The 18,023-nt window shown below is 68.0% G+C and carries 17 protein-coding genes; 5 read left to right on the top strand and 12 right to left on the bottom strand.

The window, feature by feature from the left end:
- Window positions 1-4 precede the first annotated feature (4 nt).
- Complete coding sequence (locus tag ACGFI6_RS28400; RefSeq protein ID WP_393123795.1) at window positions 5-1,198, bottom strand: neutral zinc metallopeptidase; 1,194 nt, start codon at window positions 1,196-1,198, stop codon at window positions 5-7.
- A gap of 242 nt (window positions 1,199-1,440) precedes the next feature.
- On the opposite strand from ACGFI6_RS28400, the gene ACGFI6_RS28405 reads away from it, so the two are divergent.
- The 4 genes from ACGFI6_RS28405 (at window position 1,441) to ACGFI6_RS28420 (ending at window position 4,437) form a co-directional block, all read left to right on the top strand.
- A complete protein-coding gene (locus ACGFI6_RS28405) occupies window positions 1,441-2,169 on the top strand; it encodes an SAM-dependent methyltransferase (protein ID WP_393123797.1) in 729 nt (242 codons plus the stop codon).
- A 20-nt stretch (window positions 2,170-2,189) separates the two neighbouring features.
- On the top strand, window positions 2,190-2,612 hold the full coding sequence (locus tag ACGFI6_RS28410) for a hypothetical protein (protein ID WP_393123799.1): 423 nt from the start codon (window positions 2,190-2,192) through the stop codon (window positions 2,610-2,612).
- A gap of 91 nt (window positions 2,613-2,703) precedes the next feature.
- The gene (locus ACGFI6_RS28415) at window positions 2,704-3,255 is read left to right on the top strand and encodes a TetR/AcrR family transcriptional regulator (RefSeq protein WP_393123801.1); all 552 of its coding nucleotides are present in this window, start codon (window positions 2,704-2,706) and stop codon (window positions 3,253-3,255) included.
- Window positions 3,256-4,437, top strand: coding sequence for an FAD-dependent monooxygenase (locus tag ACGFI6_RS28420; RefSeq protein WP_393123803.1), 1,182 nt, complete (start codon window positions 3,256-3,258; stop codon window positions 4,435-4,437).
- Window positions 4,438-4,527: 90 nt separating this feature from the next.
- On the opposite strand, the gene ACGFI6_RS28425 is transcribed toward ACGFI6_RS28420, so the two are convergent.
- From ACGFI6_RS28425 to ACGFI6_RS28460, 8 genes are all read right to left on the bottom strand, one after another.
- Complete coding sequence (locus ACGFI6_RS28425; RefSeq protein WP_393123805.1) at window positions 4,528-5,067, bottom strand: MOSC domain-containing protein; 540 nt, start codon at window positions 5,065-5,067, stop codon at window positions 4,528-4,530.
- 1 nt (window position 5,068) lies between these two features.
- The gene (locus ACGFI6_RS28430) at window positions 5,069-5,791 is read right to left on the bottom strand and encodes a phosphotransferase (protein WP_393123807.1); all 723 of its coding nucleotides are present in this window, start codon (window positions 5,789-5,791) and stop codon (window positions 5,069-5,071) included.
- A gap of 57 nt (window positions 5,792-5,848) precedes the next feature.
- Window positions 5,849-6,841, bottom strand: a complete 993-nt coding sequence (locus tag ACGFI6_RS28435; protein WP_393123809.1) for a LacI family DNA-binding transcriptional regulator — start codon at window positions 6,839-6,841, stop codon at window positions 5,849-5,851.
- A 29-nt stretch (window positions 6,842-6,870) separates the two neighbouring features.
- Complete coding sequence (locus ACGFI6_RS28440; RefSeq protein WP_393123811.1) at window positions 6,871-7,746, bottom strand: carbohydrate ABC transporter permease; 876 nt, start codon at window positions 7,744-7,746, stop codon at window positions 6,871-6,873.
- Complete coding sequence (locus tag ACGFI6_RS28445; RefSeq protein ID WP_393123813.1) at window positions 7,743-8,702, bottom strand: ABC transporter permease; 960 nt, start codon at window positions 8,700-8,702, stop codon at window positions 7,743-7,745. The genes ACGFI6_RS28440 and ACGFI6_RS28445 overlap by 4 nt, the downstream gene beginning before the upstream one ends.
- Window positions 8,702-10,324, bottom strand: a complete 1,623-nt coding sequence (locus tag ACGFI6_RS28450; protein WP_393123815.1) for a sugar ABC transporter substrate-binding protein — start codon at window positions 10,322-10,324, stop codon at window positions 8,702-8,704. The genes ACGFI6_RS28445 and ACGFI6_RS28450 overlap by 1 nt, the downstream gene beginning before the upstream one ends.
- 166 nt (window positions 10,325-10,490) lie before the next feature.
- Window positions 10,491-11,345 (bottom strand): hypothetical protein, encoded by an 855-nt coding sequence (locus tag ACGFI6_RS28455; RefSeq protein ID WP_393123817.1) that lies wholly within the window; start codon window positions 11,343-11,345, stop codon window positions 10,491-10,493.
- A gap of 112 nt (window positions 11,346-11,457) precedes the next feature.
- Window positions 11,458-13,968 (bottom strand): ATP-binding protein, encoded by a 2,511-nt coding sequence (locus tag ACGFI6_RS28460; protein ID WP_393123819.1) that lies wholly within the window; start codon window positions 13,966-13,968, stop codon window positions 11,458-11,460.
- 179 nt (window positions 13,969-14,147) lie between these two features.
- On the opposite strand from ACGFI6_RS28460, the gene ACGFI6_RS28465 reads away from it, so the two are divergent.
- Window positions 14,148-15,377, top strand: coding sequence for an MFS transporter (locus tag ACGFI6_RS28465; RefSeq protein ID WP_393123821.1), 1,230 nt, complete (start codon window positions 14,148-14,150; stop codon window positions 15,375-15,377).
- On the opposite strand, the gene ACGFI6_RS28470 is transcribed toward ACGFI6_RS28465, so the two are convergent.
- From ACGFI6_RS28470 to ACGFI6_RS28480, 3 genes are read right to left on the bottom strand one after another with little or no spacing between them, the layout of a single operon-like run.
- Window positions 15,324-16,322: a LacI family DNA-binding transcriptional regulator gene (locus ACGFI6_RS28470; RefSeq protein ID WP_393123823.1), complete on the bottom strand. Its 999-nt coding sequence runs from the start codon at window positions 16,320-16,322 to the stop codon at window positions 15,324-15,326. The two genes, ACGFI6_RS28465 and ACGFI6_RS28470, sit on opposite strands and share 54 nt — an antisense overlap.
- A 13-nt stretch (window positions 16,323-16,335) precedes the next feature.
- Window positions 16,336-17,154 (bottom strand): carbohydrate ABC transporter permease, encoded by an 819-nt coding sequence (locus ACGFI6_RS28475; RefSeq protein WP_393123825.1) that lies wholly within the window; start codon window positions 17,152-17,154, stop codon window positions 16,336-16,338.
- A complete protein-coding gene (locus tag ACGFI6_RS28480) occupies window positions 17,151-17,993 on the bottom strand; it encodes a carbohydrate ABC transporter permease (protein ID WP_393123827.1) in 843 nt (280 codons plus the stop codon). Before ACGFI6_RS28480 ends, ACGFI6_RS28475 begins: the two co-directional genes overlap by 4 nt.
- Between the last annotated feature and the right edge of the window lie 30 nt (window positions 17,994-18,023).

An 18,023-nucleotide genomic window follows, 5' to 3' on the forward strand; every position in this document is an offset into this window, starting at 1 on the left:
TCGCTCAGGCGACCTTGGCAGACGTTGCGGCGAAAGTGTTGCAGGAGCCGGGGTTCGTGGTGGTGAAGCCCTGATTCATCCAGGCCGCGAGGCTCTTGCTCGAGCCGTGGTCGCGGACCTTGTCCTTGCTGTGCTCGTCGCCGCTACGCTGGATCAGGCTGTTCCACTGGTTCAGCAGCTCACCGCGCAGCGGGAAGCTGGCCTTGGCCGCCCCGAAGAAGACCGCGCCGAAGCAGTACGCCTGCAGCGTGGCCCGCCGGTTCTGCTCCAGCTCGGCGGCCTTGTTCGCGGCGGTGTCGGCGAGGTTGTCGGTCGCGTCGACCACTCCGGTCAGGTTCTGCACGTGGACCCCGTACACGAAGCCGAACGACTGCGCCATCGCGGCACGAACCTCGGCCTTGTGCTTCGGGTAGTCCTCGACGGCCTTCTGCCACGGCATCGTCACGCTGCCGCCGTCGTCGTCCTGGCAGTACAGCGCGAGGTCCTTCTGGACGCCGCACGCGGTCTCCTCGCCGTCGTCGAAGATGATCAGCCGCGGCGAGTGGAACGCGAACCCGGCCTTCTTGACGATCGGCTCCCAGGCCTTGTCCATGCAGGCCGTCAGCGCCTCGTAGTACGAGCGCACGTTCTCCTTGGACGTCGGCCGGAACGACGGCTCTTCGCACTTCACCACCGGCAGCTTCCCGACCCCGTAGATCGCGTTCTTGGCGACGACGTCGGCGTCCGGCGTGCCTTTGCCGACCGGTTTGGCCGACTGCCCATCGGTCGGCTGCACCGATGGTGTGCCCAACGGGGTCGTGGCGTAGTTGCGGACCTTCGGCAGCACCTTGACCACGAACGTCGCGCCGCCGCCGACCAGCAGCAACACCGCAACGACGATCAGCGCGATCAGGCCCTTCGACCGCTTCTTCGGCTCGAACGGGATCGGCTCCGGGTGGAACACCTGGCGGTACGCGGCGGCCGCGGGGTCGTTCGCAGGCGGCGGACCGAGCCGACTGCCGGACAGCGTCGTCCGGCTGGGATCGATACGGCTCCCGGTGTACTGCGGGTGGGCCAGTTGCTCGTCGCCGCCGCTGAGTCTCGGCGTAGGCGCGGCCAGTGGTGCCGAGCCGTCCGGCTTCCGGTTGTCCCCTGTGGTCTGCTGACCGTCGCCGCCCGGCAGGAAATGACCAGGCTTAGGTGCCGGCTTGTCCGCCATGTGTGTCCCGCTTCTCCCCAGTACCGGCTGCTACCGGTCCCACCCAACTCGTCAGAATGGCCGGAACACCCCCAGTGCCGGCCGCCGGCTGATATTACGGCCTGGACCGGCACGCGGAGAACCGAGTTGCAGCTTTTGACACCGTTTCGCGATCCTCGCCACAGAATGTAGTCATTTCGACACTATTTGTATGCGGCGAAAATCGCAGGACCGCCTGGCTCCTGCGCCACTACCCTGTGCGCGTGGTGGAACTGAAGCACACGGACTATCCCCGGTCGAACACATACGACGCCGACTGGGTGCTGACCCGCGACATGGGCCCGAACCCGCTGTGGCTGCTCGAGGATCTCGCTCGCGACCTCGACCTGAAGCCCAGGATGCGAGTGCTCGACCTCGGATCGGGCAACGGCGCCACGTCGGTCTTCCTCGCGAAGGAGTACGGCGTCCAGGTGTGGGCGGCCGACCTGTGGGTCGACCCAACGGAGGCGGCGCGGCAGATCGCGAACCCCGAGATTGTGACGCTGAAGGCGGAGGCACACACGCTGCCGTTCGCGCAGGGGTTCTTCGACGCGATCGTGTGCATCGATGCCTACGAGTACTTCGGTACGGCCGACAACTACCTGGCGTACATCACGAGCTTCCTGAAACCCGGCGGGCAGTTCGGGGTCGCGACGCCGGCGATGACCCGCGAGGTCCGCGACCTCGGCTACATCCCCGAACACATCAAGAAGCTCGTCGGGCCGGAGGCGCTGGCCTGGCACACCGCGGACTGGTGGCGCTTCCAGTGGGAGATCACCGAGCTCGTCGACGTCACGGCCGCACGGCTCCAGGAGAACGGGTGGGCGGACTGGGTCGCGTGGTCGCACGCGGTCTCGGAGTACCGCGGCGAGCGTGACGGCGCCCTTGACATGCTCGAGGCCGACAACGGCCAGTACCTGACGTTCGCGATCCTGGCCGCCCGTAAGCGCTGATCGCCTGGCATGCTGAAGGCATGAGTTGGGCTGTGTATGCGGTACGCGGACCAGGGGGCGTACGTCGCCTCGACGACATGCCGGTCGACTACGAGCCACCCTCGGTCGGGATGGTGACGGACGTGGTGGCCGCGGTCCGGGAAGTGGTGCCGGACGTGGACACGAGCAAGCCGTCCTGGCTGGCGCTGCGAAGTCCGGAGTACGACGTCGAGATGACGATCGGCAAGGGCGTCGAGGTCCGGGACATCACGTTCTACCTCAACGACGGCCCACGCTCGATCCCGATCGTGATGGAGATCAGCCGCCGGCTCGGCGTCACCCCGTACGACACCGAGTCCGGAGACTTCCTCACCGAGGAGTCGCGGCCGCCGGTGCCGCCGCCGATGGAGCCGGACGAGATCAAGATGAACAAGCCGAAGTGGTGGAAGTTCGGCCGTAAGTAAGTAGACCCTCGACAGCCCGGGCTTGCGCCCGGGCTGTTCTTCGGCCTACGATCAGGACGTTCGTACAGGACGATTGCCCTGGAGGGTGTGGATGACGCCGACGGCGAAGCAGGGGGAAGAGGTTCGGCTCCGGCTGATGGCCGCGGCGGCCGCGTTGATCCCGGAGCGCGGCTGGTCCGCGGTGAGTACGCGGATCCTGGCCGAGCGGGCGGGGGTGACGCCGAGCGTCGTGCACTACCACTTCGCGTCGGTGCAGGAAGTGCTCATCGAGTCCGCGATCACCGCCATGCGACAGGTGCTCGCGACCAGCGACGAACTGTTCACCGCCGCAACCACACCGGCCGCCGCGATCGAGGCGATGCTGGCCTCGGTCGAGCAGTACGACGGCACCGACCCGATGTCGCTGCTCTTCGTCGAAACGTACCTGGCCGCGACCCGCGACGAACGGCTGCGGACACAGATCGCCGGCCTCGTCTCGGACTTCCGGAACCGCGTGGCCGACTGGCTCACGATCCACCAGGTCCCCGAGCCCGCCGCGACCGCCGCGGTGCTGGCCGCCGCCATCGACGGTCTCCTCCTGCATCGGGCCCTGACGCCGGAATCCCCTTCTGTCGCAAGTGTTCTGCAAAGGCTGGTGAGTTGAATGCACGCGATCATCTGTGGAGCCGGCATCGCCGGACTGGCGCTGGCGAACCGGCTGGCGACCCTCGGCCAGGAGGTCACCCTCCTCGAACGCAGCCCCGGGCCGCGCCAGCAGGGCTACATGATCGACTTCTTCGGTCCCGGGTACGACGCGATGGCCGCGATGGGCCTGCTGCCCGCGCTCGAGGAGGTCGCGTACCACGTCGAGGAAGGCGTCCTGGTCGACGCGAACGGCCGGCGGCAGGCGGGTATCAACATCCGGCAGTTCGCCGAGGGCGAGCTGCTCAGCGTGATGCGGCCGGACCTCGAGGGAGTGTTGCGCGATCACCTGCCCAGCAGCGTGAACCTGCGGTACGGCGTCGCTCTGACCGGTGTCACGCCGCGCGCCGACGGGGTCCAGGTGCAGCTCGCGGACGGCTCGACGCTGGACGGGGATCTCCTGATAGGTGCCGACGGCATCCATTCGGCCGTACGGCGGGAGGTGTTCGGGCCGGAGGCGTCGTACCTGAGGTTCCTCGGGTTCCACACGGCGGCGTACAGCTTCGATGCGCCGGCGATCCACGACGAGGTGGCCGGGCGGTTCTGCCTGACCGACACGATGGGCAGCCAGTTCGGGTTCTACTCGCTGCGGAACGGGCGGGTGGCCTCGTTCGCGGTCCACCGAACGGACGATCCTGTCGTACCGGAGGACACCCGGGCCGCGATCAGGTCGGCGTACGACGGTCTCGGCTGGGTGGTGCCGCAGGCGCTGGCGTTGTGCCCGGACGCGGACCAGATCTACTACGACCACGTCGCACAGATCGTGATGCCGCGGTGGACTTCGGGGCGGGTCGTACTGGTCGGCGACGCCTGCGGAGCGGTCTCGCTACTCGCCGGTCAGGGAGCGTCGCTCGGGATCGCAGGCGCGTACCTGCTCGCCGAGAAACTGGTCGGTGCCCCGTCGATCGAGTCCGGGACCGCGGAGTACGAACGGGTCTGGCGTCCTGTCATCGAGGAGAAGCAAAAGGTCGCCCGCTCGACGGCCCGCTGGTTCCTCCCCAGATCCCGCACCGAACTGCTGGCCCGCCGAGCCCTCCTCAAACTCCTCCGCCTACCCGGCCTGCGCACCCTCCTCCCGGCCGCCCTGGCCGGCAAACCCACCACCCTCATCCGCGAAGCAGCCAACGTACCGACGAACGGGTAGTGGTGCTGCCGCCGACGCTGCGCGCGGTCTGTGCCCTCCGGCTGAACGGTTGGGAGGGTGACCACTACCCGTCATTCGGCACGCGGGCGGTCAGTCGAGGACGGTGAGGGTGGCTGGGCCCAGGTGGAGGGTGCCTGAGGTTAGGGGTGTTGTGCGGATGCCGCCGTGGGCTCGGAGGGCGCGCATTGCGCCGGGAGCTAGGACCTGGTCCATCCAGGCGCAGGGGTTGGCGGGGCGGTTGGCCTGGAAGGTGATTGGGCCGGCGCCGGAATCGAGCGTGAAGCGGCGGCCTTCGATGCGGGTGCCGTCGGCTGCTCTGCGTACGGCGAGGTCGTCGATCGGGAAGCCGCGGAGCGTGATGTTCCGGCGGGCCAGGTGTGGGTCGAGGGGTGCGGGCAGGCCGAGCGTCCGGACGACCTCGTCGAGCGAGGCGGCGTCGATCAGCGTGATCGCGGCGTTCCGGTGGATCGCCTGGCCGTAGTACCGGTCGCCGACGATGCCGAGCCCGGCGCGGACCTCGATCGAGGTCCGCGCGACCGGCTCCGGATCCTCGCGCGGGCCGTCCTGCGGGCGTCCTTCGAAGGCATGCCGCCCGGACACCATCAGCGCGACGATCTCGACAGCGGTCATGTCAGCCCCAGGTCAGTGGGTCGAGGAGGTGGTAGAAGTGCAGGCGGCGGGGGTCCGGTTCGGGTACACCGTAGGCCTGGAAGAACGGGGACGGGTCGGCGGACCACTCGTCGTGCAGCTGGATCGCCGCCAGCGCCAGGTCGGAGTAGCGGTCCGCGACGCCGAGCCGGCCGAGGTCGATCAAGCCGGTCACCTGGAGCGTCTCCGGGTCGAAGAAGACGTTCGGCAGGCAGGCGTCGCCGTGACAGACGACCGGCTCCAGGACGCTCTCGATGTAGGGGCGCTCAGCAACTACCTCGGCCAGGAGTTCTTCTGGGCGGAGCTTCCGCCATTCGTCCGTTAAGAACTGGGGGTTGACGGCACCGCGCCGGACGACGTCGGCCGCCGTCGCGATCACGTCCTCGAGAGGTCGCTCGAAAGGACAGCCCGGTAAGGCATGGAGGTCCCGCAATGCCAGGCCCAGGTTGCGCATGGCACGCTCGTACGCGGACGGCGGGAGCTGCTGACCCGAGACCCCCGGAACGGCGGACGTGATCAGAAACGCCCCGTCCGACGACTCCGACCAGTCGAGAACCGTTGCGGTGGGGAAGCTGGTGCCGGCCAGCCACCGGATGCGGTCCCGCTCGGCGATGAGGTCTGCTACACCGGATGCGTCACAGCACTTGGCGTACGCGTTACCTCGGCGGTAGACGGACGTGTCGGACTCGCCGATCTCGATCGGCATCCAGCCTTCACCCGGTGGCTTGCGCAACGCGATCCCTGGTGTGCTTGAGAATCGGACTCAAGAAGACTCCCGGACGATCAGTTGCCAGGGGAAATCGAAGACCTCACCGGGGGCGCCTTCGCGATCGGTGAGGCGGCCAACGATGATCCGCGCCAGCGCCTCGTTGAACCCGACCGGCCCGACGGTCGACAGCGACGGGTCCAGGTTCTCGCCTTCGGGTGTGTTGCCGACGCCAACGATTGCCAGGTCTCGCGGTACGTCGATGCGCAGCCGGTGCGCCGCCCGGACCGCGGCGATCGCGGCGAAGTCGGTGGTGCAGTACAGCGCGGTGGGCCGGTCGGGCCGGGACAGCAACGCCATCGCGGCCCGGTACGCACCCTCGGGATGTACTTCGAAGATCTCGACGTCCTCGTCGCGGATCGGCTTGCCGGCCGCGCGCAGTGTGTTGACGTACGCGTCGAACCGGGCGAAACCCGTCGTCCGCGAGGTCAGCGCACCGACCCGGTCGTGGTGCTCGAGCAGGTGCTCGACGGCGAGGTGGCAGCGCGGCTCGGCACCGGACCGGATCACGTCGAAGTCGTGCGGCTCCAGCGTCTCGCTGAACGCCACGATCTGGACGCCCTGGGACGCGAACGCCTCCAGCTCGGCGATCTGGGCGGGGTCCGGCTTGATGCTGTCGATGAAGATCACGTCCGGTGTCCGGTTCGCCAGCACCGTCCGCCAGTCGCCGTCGGCGACGATCAGCGCAGTCTTGCCGAGCGGGCTCACCGCCGTACTGACCGTGGCCGCGACCGCCTGCGACCACGGGTCCGCGAGGTAGCTGAGCGACAGCAGGACGAGGTCGGACTTGCCGGTCCGGATCGCGCGGGCCGCGTCGTTGCGCCGGTAACCCAGCCGCGACGCAGCCTCCCGGACCCGGTCCGCGGTCGACTCCTTGATCGTGTGGCTGCGGTGCCGCCCGGACAGCACGTACGACACGGTCGCGACCGAGACACCCGCCTCCTTCGCCACCATCCGCAGCGTCGGCCGCTCGGCCAAAGGTGAGGACATATCCTGATTCTGTCAGATTCGGGCACGACCTAACCTTTGACCGCACCTGTAATGACGCCTTTGGTGAAGTGGCGTTGGAGGAACGGGTACACCATTGCGATCGGGACCAGGGCGACGACCACGACGGCCATCTGCAGGGACTGCGGTTGCGGGAGCGGGGTGACGCCGAGCTGGTCGGCCGACAACGACTTGCCTTGCAGCACGTAGGTCCGCAGGATCACCTGCACCGGCCACTTCGAGGTGTCGTTCAGGTACAGCAGCGCGTTGAAGAACGCGTTCCAGAACCCGACCGCGTAGAACAGGCCGACCACCGCGATCACCGCCTTCGACAGCGGCATGATGATCTGCCGCAGGATCGTCAGGTCGCTGGCGCCGTCGATCCGCGCGCTCTCCAGCAGCTCACCCGGTACGTTCATGAAGAACGTCCGCAGCACGACGAAGTTGAACGCGCCGAGCGCCCCGGGCAGGATCAGCGACCAGAGGCTGTCCAGCAGCCCGAGCTGCTTCACCACCAGGAACATCGGGATGATGCCCGGCGCGAACAGCAACGTGAACAGCACCATCAGCAGCACCGGCCGCCCGAACAGGACCGGTCGCGACGTCGCGTACGCGAGCGCGATCGTGACCGCCAGCGCGATCGCCGTACCGACGAGCGTCACGAACACACCGACCAGGATCGCCCGGCCCATCAGCCCGCCACTGAACAGCGTCCGGTACGCCCGGAACGTCGGATGCGACGGCCACAAGACGTAGCCGCCCGCGTTGATGATGTCCTTGTCACTGGCGAGCGACGTGGAGATCACGACCAGGATCGGTACGACGATCACCAGCGCGAACCCACCCAGGATCAGCGCCTTGATCGCCTGGTAGCCCGGCGACGGGTTCTCTTTCCACACCGGCCTCATGACACGCCCCGTTTCTGGAAGATGCCGGGCTCACCGAGCCGATGAGCAAGTGAGTTCGCGCCCCAGAGCAGCAAGGCGCCGACGACACCCTTCGCCAGTCCGGCCGCCGCGCCGCTGCTCCAGTCGCCGCCGACCACGCCGGCGTAGTACGTGAACGTATCCAGTACTTCGGCAGCGCCCGGCCCGACCGAGTCGCGTTGCAGGATGAACTGCTCGAACCCGACGCTGAGGATGTCGCCGATCCGCAGGATCAGCAGCAGCACGATGACGGTCCGCAGCGCCGGCAGCGTGATGTGCCACATCCGCCGCCACCGCCCGGCACCGTCCGCCGCGGCGGCCTCGTACAGCGAGACGTCCACGGTGGTGAGCGCCGCGAGGAAGATGATCATCGCCCAGCCGGCGTCCTTCCAGACCAGCTGCGCGACGACGAGCAGCGGGAACGTGTCCGGATTCGTCATGAACGGGATCGGGTCCAGCCCCGCGTGCCGCAGCAGGTTGTTGATGAACCCGGCCCCGCCCAGCGATTGCTGGAACAGCGTCACGACGAGCACCCAGGACAGGAAGTGCGGCAGGTACGCGATCGTCTGGAACCACTTGCGCAGCCGGTTGCTGACCAGCGAATCCACGATCAGTGCGAGCCCGATCGGCACCGGGAAGAACAGCAGCAGCTGGACGCCGGCCAGCAGCAACGTGTTGCGCAGCGCGTCCCAGAAGTCCGGGTTGTCGTACAGACTGACGAAGTTCTGCAGGCCGTTCCACTCGCTGTGCATGATGCCGAGGTACGGCTGGAAGTCCTGGAACGCGACCACGTTGCCGAGCACCGGCAGGTAGAAGAACACCAGCAGGAACACCACACCGGGGATCATCAGCAGCACCATCTGCCAGTCCCGGGCCCATTTCACCTTCAGCGGCAAGCCGTTCTTGGCCTGCCGCTTGGTCGCATTCGCCTTCAGCATCACGAGCCTGTGACCGGCACGCTCGAGGGCAGCACGGCCGCGAACTCGTCGCGCATCTTGTCACCGCCGCCGGACTTCCAGCGCTTCAGCGCCGCGTCGTACGCGTCCATCTTCTGCCGGCCGGTGACGATGTCGACGATCGTGTCCCGGAACGCCGCGGTCAGCTTCGGGCCGACCTTCGAGCTGGTGTCCGAGTACGTCCCCGCGGTCGGGTTCCGCATCGCGTACTTCAGCAGCTTCTGCTCGGTGGCGTAGATCTTCTTGGTGTCGTCCGGGAACGCCGGGTTGAAGATCACGCTCTCGGGCGCGTTCATGATCTGCAGTGCACTGACCAGACCCGGTGCCTGCTGATTGCCGGCCTTCGTCAGTACGGGGTTCTTGGCAGCATCCAGGGCGTACTGCTGACCCTCGACGCCGAAGTTCTTCACCAGGTACTCCTTGGTGCCGAACGGCGCGGACAGGTAGTTCATCAGCGCGAGCAGCTCGCGGATCCGGCCCTCGTCGGTCTTCTTGAACGGCGTGAACCCGACCGTGCCGTAGCCCATGTCGTACGTCGGCTTCGCCTTGCCGTCGTGGCCGAACGGGATCATCGTGTCCACGAACAGCGTCGGGTCCAGGTTCCGGAAGTCGGCGGTCGCCCGCGGGCCGACCGTGACCTGCGCGGCGATCTGGCCGTTCACGGTCTTCGGCGTCGCGTCGGCCAGGTTGAGGTCCGGGTAGAAGACCTTCGCCGCCCACAGCTTCGCGGCGTACTCGACGGCGGCCTTGTAGTTGTCGGTCTCGTACAGGTACGTGAGCGACCGGTCTTGGTTGACCCGCCAGCCGTTCGGGGCGCCGAACCACTCGCCGAACATGTGCAGCATGTTGATGATCGCGGGCTCGAGCGCGTAGTTCGTGCCGCTGGTCAGCTCCTTGCACTTGGCAAAGAACTCGTCCGCGGTCGTGCACTGGAGGCCGCCGACCTTCTGCCAGGTCTTCGGGTTGCCCATCATCACCTGGCCGAACGGCGTCGACGGGATCGGGGCGCCCCAGATCTTGCCGTTCACCACCGCGGTCCGCCAGGAAGCCGGCTTCAGCGCGGCCAGGTTCGGGTACTCCAGTACGGCGTCACCGGACAGGTACTGCGTCAGGTCCTGGAACTTCGCCTCGAGCATCGGTCCGATGTTCGGGATGCCCTGGTTCGGCGGCAGCCACATCAGGTCCGGCAGCGAGTCGCTGGCGAGCAGCGTCGCGAACTTCTCCGGGTAGCCCGGGTCGGTGCCGATGGTGAGCTTGAGCTCGGCGCCGAGGGCCGAGTTCAGCGCCTGCCACATCGGGTTGCTGCCCATCGGCGGCGGTGGCGTCGCGAACGTCTCGGTGAGCGCGGTCACCGCGTTCTTCAGCGGCGGCGTCTTGACGCTCGCGACCGCGTCCGCCGGGAACTTCAGGAACCCGGGCTCGAGGCCGGACTCGGCTCCCGCGAGGTCCGGCGGCAGCCCTTCGAACGGTTTGTACGTCGGCAGCTTGAGCTCCCCGGACGCCTTCGCACCCCCGCTCGAGGCTCCGCCGTCCCCACACGCGACGAGCGTCGAGGCGCCGATCGCCGCTCCGGTCACCTGCAAAAACCGCCGCCGACTGATCATAGTTGCTCCAAGTTTCGAAGAAATGCTCACTAACACTCACTTAAACGTTAACCCGGACCGTAAACCTCACTCCGCCCCGAACGCAAGGTGTCAACACAAGAGCCGGCGGCCACGGGGACTCGAGAACCCGCGGCCGCCGGCCGTCTTCGGTACTTCAGGGAAGTCGTCAGCAGTGCACGATCAGCCCCGTGAGGGCGTTGCAGGTGCGGCTCGCCTTGTCGTTCGCCGCCACCGGATCGGCCGGCGAACTCGCCGTCCGCCGCGCCGTCGCCGTGAGCGCACCGGTCGTGAGCAACCCCGTCTGCACCGTCAGGGTGCGGGTCGCAGCCTCGCCGCTGCCCAACGAGGCGAAGTCGCAGTTCGCCGTACGGGTGGACCCGACCCGCGTACAGGTGGTCGAGGAGAACAAAGTCGCAGCCGGGTACGTCGTGACCACCCGAATGCCGTCGGCGCTCGCCGGCCCGTTGTTCTTGACCGTGACGGTGTAGGTGATGCGGGCCGTCCCCACGAGACGCACCGCCGCGCTCATGGTGACCGCGATGTCCGCGGCGCTCGCCGTGATGGTGATCGTCGGACCGGTGATCGGCTCGAACGCGTAGTTGTCGCCGATGAATTGGTGGCCGAGTACGAACGGGCCGGACCGCGGACTGTCCTTGACCCGCAAGGTCCAGACGACCGTCCGGCTCTCGCCCGGCCCCACATCGCCGAGACCCGCGCGGAAATGCTCCGCGTTGTAGACCCCGCAGCTCGTTGCCCCGGTGCAACTGACCAGCTCGAGCCAGTCGGTGAGGCTCGCGCCCTGGGCGTACAGCGCAGCCTTGCCGCCCTCGATCGGGCCGGCGATCTTGTTGTAGACCGTCTGCGTGACGGTGAAGGTGTCTCCCGGATTCAGCGTCGTCGCGCTGACGTCCACCGCGCTGGTCGGCGGCGGGTCCTCGGCGTTCGCGGTCGCCGGTACCGCCAGCGACGCTCCGAGGATCCCCGTGATCAGCGCAGCACGAATCAACTTCCAGGCATGCACAACGTGCCCCCTTGTATCCCCGAGAACAAACCCCCGCTGCCCCCCAGCAGCACCGCCGACGGCGGTGAAAGCAGTATGGAGTTCAACACTCTCAGTGGTCAACAGGCTCCGGCTACCAGCTCAGCCGGTCCAGCAGGACCTCGACCCGCTCGGCGCGGCCGGCCCGGCGGTGCTGCTCCCAGTCGGCGCGGGACAGCGTGTCGCCGAGCAGTTCGAGCGCCTCGGCGAGCTCCTCGTCCAGGTACGGGTTCGGGATCTGCAGCCGCTCGCCCATCGCCTCCTCCGCGCCGAACAGCCGCGCCGCCCCGACCGGATCGCCGCGCCGCAGCGACAAGTTCATCGCGGTGTGTGAGAACGCCATCGTCAGACTCGGACTGCCGAGCGCCAGGATCGTCGGCCGCAACTCACGGACCAGGTCAGCTGCCTCGTCGAGCCGCCCCGCGAGCGTCAGCAGATAGGCCAGATTCTGTCCCTGGGCAGCGATCTCATGCACGTCTCCCAGCTCCTCCGTGAGAGTGAGTGCCTCGCGCAACAATTCCTCGGCCCGCGCGAAGTTGCCCAGCTCCTCCTCGATCCCGCCGAGATGCCCGAGTACTCGCGCCAGCCGCCACGGGTCATCCAGCTCCCGCAACCGTACGACGGCGTCGGCCAGCGTCGTCCGCGAAGCATCGATGTCGCCCTGCGCACGCTGCACCGAACCGAGAACCGTTAATCCGAAGGCGATTCCCGCAGGATCGTCGAGCGAGCGCGCCAGCTCCACACTACGGTTGGTCACCTCGTACGCGCGATCGATCTCCCCTTGGATCAGCAGCAGGTTGCTCAACCCACGCAAACAGGCGGCCAGCTCCGGCGAGGACGTTGCACCGGCCGCGGTCACGACCCGCTCGTGCCAGCTGCGGCTCTCGATCAGGTAGCCGCCGACCATCCACACCCAACCGAGCGCCGAGCACAGCCGAAGAGCCGTTGGTACGTCGTTCGCGGTCGCCCATGCGAGCGCGGCGCGGAAGTTGTCCAGGTCGATCTCGGCGCGCTCGATCGGGTAATCCGGCGTGGTCTGCTTGGTGTTCTCCAGGGCCTCGGCGAGCTCGGCGTAGTACTCGGCGTGGACGCGACGGGCCTCGTCGGTCAGGTCGTCCGCGGCGTACTGCCGGATGGTCTCCAAGAGCCGCACGCGAGTCCCGTCGGGCCCTTCGGTGAGCGTGATCAGGCTGCCGTCGTACAGCTCGGCGACGGCCTCCAACGGATCGGTGCCGGTGGCAACCTTCTCGACAGCGGCGAGGTCGGCGCCGCCGGCGAAGACAGCCAGCCGGCGCAAGGTCCGGCGAAGGTCAGGGCTCAGCAGCTCGTCCGACCAGGCGATCGTGGCCCGCAACGTCCGCTGCCGTTCAGGCGTCGCCGCGCTGGTCGACACGATGTCCAGCGCCTGATCGACGCGCGCATGCAGCTCCTTGACACTGAGCAGTCGCAGACGCGACGCACACAACTCGATCGCCAAGGGCAGTCCGTCGAGCCGCCGGCAGAGTGCGACGACATCGGCCGTGTTCTCCGCGGTCAACGCGAACCCAGGACGCACCGCACGAGCACGTTGCACGAACAGTTGCACGGCGGCCGAGGTCACGCTGCCCGCCGGAAGAGGAGCCACCGGATGCTGATGCTCACCGAGCAGCCCGAGCGCGCGGCGGGACGTCGCGAGTACCTTCACCTGCGGTGCGCTTTCGATGATCTCGGCAACGACCTGATCGGCGTCCGGCAACTGTTCGAGGTTGTCGAGCACCAGCAGCAAGGTGCGCCGCGCCAGGTACCCGGCGACGCGTCCACGCTCTCGTGGCGGGACATCGAGAACCTCGGCGATCGTCGACCAGAGCACCGGCCCGGACGTGACCGAGGCGAGCGGAACGAAGTACACCCCGCCGGGGAACCTCGTCGTCAACTCCGCCGCGGCACCAATCGCCAGCCGGGTCTTGCCGGCTCCTCCAGGCCCGGTGAGCGTGACCAGTCGTACGTCGGGATTCGCCAGCAGGCTCGTGACCCGGACGACGTCGTCCGCGCGGCCGAGAAGTGGCGTCGCCGGCGCGGGCAGGCTCGTCGCCGTGCCGACGGTTCGCAGTGGAGGAAAGTCGGCCTGCAACTCGTCCGCGGTGACCTGGAACAGCCGCTCGGGCTCCGGAATGTCCTTCAAATGATGGGTTCCCAGGTCGCGCAGCGTGACGTGTGCGAGCTCACCCGTAACCGCCGACACCACGATCTGGCCACCGTGCGCAGCCGCCCCGATCCGCGCCGCGAGGTGCACGTCCATCCCCCAGTAGTCACCGTTGTGCACCCCGGGCGTACCGGTATGGATACCCATCCGCACCCGCAACCGTTCGCCGCCCGGCCAGCGCTGCCCCTCGAGACCGCGCTGCCCGTCGACCGCCGCACGCACCGCCTCGCCCGCGGTCGCGAACACGACGAAGAAGCTGTCGCCCTCCGTCCCCAGCTCGGTCCCGCCGTACGCCGCCCAGGCCGCGCGCAGGATCCGCCGGTGCTCCTCGAGCGCCTCGAGATACCGGTCCCCCAACCGCCGCAACAACACCGTCGAACCCTCGATGTCCGAGAACAACATCGCCACCGTTCCCCCACCCATGCCGCCCATTGTCGAACCAGAACTCCCCGAACGACAGGAGGTAGTCGATGCCGACGCCGCTCCGCCCGCCTGACGGCACCGCGATTGCGTCCCGGACTGCGACTACCTCCTGTCGTTAGCTCGCTTCGACAACCTTCGAAGGGCGGCTTGGGCGTCGGCGGTGGATCTATGGTCCGGGGATGAGGAGGAGCTACCGGGATGTCTTGAGCGTGGTCGAGTTCCGGGCGATGTGGCTGGCCGAGTTGCAGTCGGTGGCCGGCGACCAGTTGGCCCGGGTCGCCCTGTCCGTACTGGTGTTCAACCACACCGGATCGGCAGCGCTGACCGGGCTGACCTACGCGCTGACCTTCGTACCGTCCCTGCTCGGCGGCGTCTTCCTGACCGGGCTCGCGGATCGCTTCCCGCGCCGTGAGCTGATCTGCTGGATCGACGCGCTCCGCGGCTGCCTGGTCGTCCTGGTGGCGATTCCGGGCATGCCGTTCGTGGTGTTGTGCGTCCTGGTCGCCTTCGTGTCGCTGCTGCAACCGGTGTTCAAGGCGGCGCAGATCGCCCTGCTGCCCGACGTACTCGGAGAGGAACTGTTCCCGACCGGTATGGCGGTCCGCAGCATCACCGTGCAGTCCGCGCAGCTCGCCGGGTTCGCGGGCGGCGGGTTGCTGATCGCGATCTTCAACCCGTACGTGGTCCTCGCGCTGGACGCGTTGACGTTCTTCGGGTCGGCCGTACTGATCCGGACCCGATTGCGGCCGCGTCCGGTCGTCGTCCGGCCGGGATCGGCCCGGGCTCCGTGGCGGGAGTCGTTCGACCTGCTGTTCGCGAATCGCGGGACGCGGACGCTGGTGCTGATGCTCTGGCTGATGGCGCTCGTCGCGGTGTACGAGGGGATGGCCGCGCCGTACGCCGCTGCGTTCGGTGGTGGCTCCGTTGTCGTCGGGCTGATCCTGGCCGCGGACCCGTTCGGGAGCGTGGTCGGCGTGTTCCTGTACAGCAAGCTCGTGCCGGAGTCGCGACGGCCCGGTCTGCTCGGTCCGTTCGCGGTCGCTTCTGCCGTACCGGTGGCCTTGTGTCTGTTGCGGCCCGGACTGGTGGTGTCGATCGTGCTCTTCGTGCTCGCGGGTGCGTTCGGCACGATCGTGGCGATGGAGACGACGACGGCGCTGACGACCCGGGTCCCGGAGGAGCGGCGCGGTCAGGCGATCGGCATGGGCAACGCCGGCCTCACCACCGCCACCGGCATCAGCCCGCTGCTCGCCGGCATCCTCGCCGACCGGACCTCCCCCACCCAAGCCGTCGGCTGGTTCGGCCTGATCGGCACAGTCGCCGCCGTGGCGTTGGCAGTGGCCTGGATGAGTTCCTCAGTCGATGCCGGTCGTGCTTTCGCGGACGACGAGGGTGAAGGGGGCCTCTAGGCGGACCGGCTCGGCGTCCGGGCGCTGGTCGCGGAGTGCTTGCAGGGCGAGGCGGGCGACGGCGACGCGGTCGGGGGCGACCGTGGTGAGGGTCGGGAGGGTGGCGAGGTCGTACGGGATGTCGTCGAACCCGACCACCGCGACGTCCTGCGGGATCCGCAGACCGCGCAGCACCAGCGCCCGGATCGCTCCCATCGCCAGCCAGTCGGTGGCGGTGAAGATCGCATCCGGCGCCGGGTGGCCCGAGTCCAGCCACTCGCCGAGCGTGCGCTCGGCGTCCTGACCACGCAGGCCGCCGGTCGGCAGCACGATGTCCTCGTCGACAGGCAGGCCGGCTGCGGCGAGCGCATCGCGGTACCCGTTGATCCGTTCGTCGTCCATGCTCGGACCGGGCGCGAGCGCCATCACCTGCCGTCGACCGAGCTCCAGCAGATGCTCGGTCGCGACCCGGCCCGCCCGGCGGTTGTCGATCCCGACGTGGTCGGCGTGGTGCTCCGCGCCGGCCTTCTCGCCGAGCAGTACGAGCGGCAGCCCGGGGGCCCGCTCCTTGACGTCCTCGGGCGTGAGGCCGAGCGGGCTCATCACGATCCCGTCGAGGCGCGCCGGATGCCGATCGTTCAGCAGCGCCAGCTCGGCCTCGCGACGCCCGCCGGTCTGGTGGAACTGCACGATCCAGCCGAACGACTCGGCCTCGTCGAGCATCCGGGCGGCCAGTGAGGCGAAGTACGGCCGGTCGAGCTGCGGGACCGCGAGCGCGATCACGCCGCTGCGGCCCTGGGCCAGGTTGCGGGCCGCGATGTTCGGCCGGTAGCCGAGCTTGTCGATCGCGGCGAGCACCTTCTCCCGGGTCTCCGGGCGGACGTGCTGGGCCCCGTTGACGACGTTCGACACCGTCTTCATCGACACCCCGGCCGCCTCGGCGACATCGGTCAAACGAGGCCTCATGACTTGGATTTTGTCACTTGAGACCTGTGTGGGCCATTCCGGCCAGGATGCGGCGCTGGAAGACCACGAAGACCACGACCACCGGGACCAGCGTCACGACGCTCATCGCGAACAGCCCGCCCCACTCCGAGCTGCCGGTCGCGTCCAGGAAGCCGCGGAGCGCCACCGGCACCGTCAGCTTCGTCCTGGTCGACAGGTAGATCAGCTGGCTGAAGAAGTTGTTCCAGGTCCAGATGAACGAGAAGATCGCCGTCGTCACCAGCGCCGGCGACAGCAGCGGCAGGATGATCCGCCGGTAGATGCCCCAGTACCCGCAGCCGTCGATCCGGGCCGCGTCGTCGAGCTCCACCGGGATCGACCGGATGAACTGCACCATCAAGAACACGAAGAACGCGTCCGTGGCCAGGAAGCTCGGCACGATCATCGGCCAGAACGTGTCGATCCAGTCCAGCTTCCGGAAGATCGAGTACTGCGCGATCAGCGTCACGTGCGCGGGCAGCATCAGCGTCGCCAGCATCAGCGCGAACAGCGCCTTCCGCCCGACGAACGTCATCCGCGCGAACGCGTACGCGGTCAGCGAGCACGTCACCAGGTTGCCGATCACCACCGCCGCGCAGATGATCAGCGAGTTCATGATGTAAACGCCGAAGCTGGTCCCCGTCGAGGACCAGCCGAGCGCGTAGTTGCCGAGCGTCGGGTGCTCCGGGATCAGCCCGGGATGGTCGAAGATCTCGGTGTTCTTGCGCAGTGAGGCGCTGACCATCCAGAGCAGCGGGTACAGCATGATCAGCGCGCCGGCGGTCAGGCCGGCGTGGGCCAGCACGCGTTTCATCGACGTACCCCTTCGTCTCCGTAGAACACCCAGGTGCGGCCGAGGACGAAGTTCAGCCCGGTGAAGACCGCGATGATCAGCAGCAGCACCCAGGCCATCGCGGCGGCGTACCCCATCTTGAAGTTGCCGAACGCCTGCTGGTACAGGTACAGCGTGTAGAACAGCGTCGAGTCCGACGGGCCGCCCTTGCCGCCGCTGATCACGAAGGCCGGCGTGAACGCCTGGAATGCGCCGATGATCTGCAGTACGAGGTTGAAGAACACCACCGGCGACAGCAGCGGCAGCGTGACCCGCCAGAATCGTTGCCAACGGCCCGCACCATCGACCTCGGCGGCCTCCAGTACGTCGTCCGGGATCTGCCGCAGCCCGGCCAGGAAGATCACCATCGGCGCGCCGAACTGCCAGACCCGGAGCACGATCAGCGTCCACAACGCCGTACCGGGTTCGGAGATCCAGCCGCGTCCGTGGATCCCGAACACGCCGAGGATGTCGTTGAGCAGGCCGTCACTACCGAAGATCTGCTGCCAGAGCAGGGCGATCGCGACACTCCCGCCGAGCAGGCTCGGTACGTAGTACAGCGCCCGGTAGACGGCCAGGCCCTTGAGCCCACGGTTGAGCAGTACGGCGACCGCGAGCGCGAACGCCATCTCGAGCGGCACCGAGACGCCGACGTAGATGAACGTGACCTTGAGCGACTGGAGGTATCGCGGGTCGTGGAACAGCGCCGTGTAGTTGTGCAGACCTTGCCACTCGGGGGTGTTGAGCAGCGCGTAGTCGGTGAAGCTGTAGTACAGCGACAACAGCATCGGGCCGATGGTGAGGCCAACGATGCCGATCAACCAGGGAAGGAGAAACAGGTAGGCGGGAAC

The organism is Kribbella sp. NPDC048928, from assembly GCF_043197975.1.
Taxonomy (GTDB): Bacteria; Actinomycetota; Actinomycetes; order Propionibacteriales; family Kribbellaceae; genus Kribbella.

Coding starts and splice junctions, on each gene's coding strand:
- ACGFI6_RS28435 (WP_393123809.1), bottom strand. CDS start 6,841: ATGTCCTCACCTTTGGCCGAGCGGCCGACGCTGCGGATGGTGGCGAAG.
- ACGFI6_RS28400 (WP_393123795.1), bottom strand. CDS start 1,198: ATGGCGGACAAGCCGGCACCTAAGCCTGGTCATTTCCTGCCGGGCGGC.
- ACGFI6_RS28465 (WP_393123821.1), top strand. CDS start 14,148: ATGAGGAGGAGCTACCGGGATGTCTTGAGCGTGGTCGAGTTCCGGGCG.
- ACGFI6_RS28475 (WP_393123825.1), bottom strand. CDS start 17,154: ATGAAACGCGTGCTGGCCCACGCCGGCCTGACCGCCGGCGCGCTGATC.
- ACGFI6_RS28470 (WP_393123823.1), bottom strand. CDS start 16,322: ATGAGGCCTCGTTTGACCGATGTCGCCGAGGCGGCCGGGGTGTCGATG.
- ACGFI6_RS28425 (WP_393123805.1), bottom strand. CDS start 5,067: ATGACCGCTGTCGAGATCGTCGCGCTGATGGTGTCCGGGCGGCATGCC.
- ACGFI6_RS28460 (WP_393123819.1), bottom strand. CDS start 13,968: ATGGGTGGGGGAACGGTGGCGATGTTGTTCTCGGACATCGAGGGTTCG.
- ACGFI6_RS28420 (WP_393123803.1), top strand. CDS start 3,256: ATGCACGCGATCATCTGTGGAGCCGGCATCGCCGGACTGGCGCTGGCG.
- ACGFI6_RS28410 (WP_393123799.1), top strand. CDS start 2,190: ATGAGTTGGGCTGTGTATGCGGTACGCGGACCAGGGGGCGTACGTCGC.
- ACGFI6_RS28450 (WP_393123815.1), bottom strand. CDS start 10,324: ATGATCAGTCGGCGGCGGTTTTTGCAGGTGACCGGAGCGGCGATCGGC.
- ACGFI6_RS28430 (WP_393123807.1), bottom strand. CDS start 5,791: ATGCCGATCGAGATCGGCGAGTCCGACACGTCCGTCTACCGCCGAGGT.
- ACGFI6_RS28445 (WP_393123813.1), bottom strand. CDS start 8,702: ATGCTGAAGGCGAATGCGACCAAGCGGCAGGCCAAGAACGGCTTGCCG.
- ACGFI6_RS28415 (WP_393123801.1), top strand. CDS start 2,704: ATGACGCCGACGGCGAAGCAGGGGGAAGAGGTTCGGCTCCGGCTGATG.
- ACGFI6_RS28440 (WP_393123811.1), bottom strand. CDS start 7,746: ATGAGGCCGGTGTGGAAAGAGAACCCGTCGCCGGGCTACCAGGCGATC.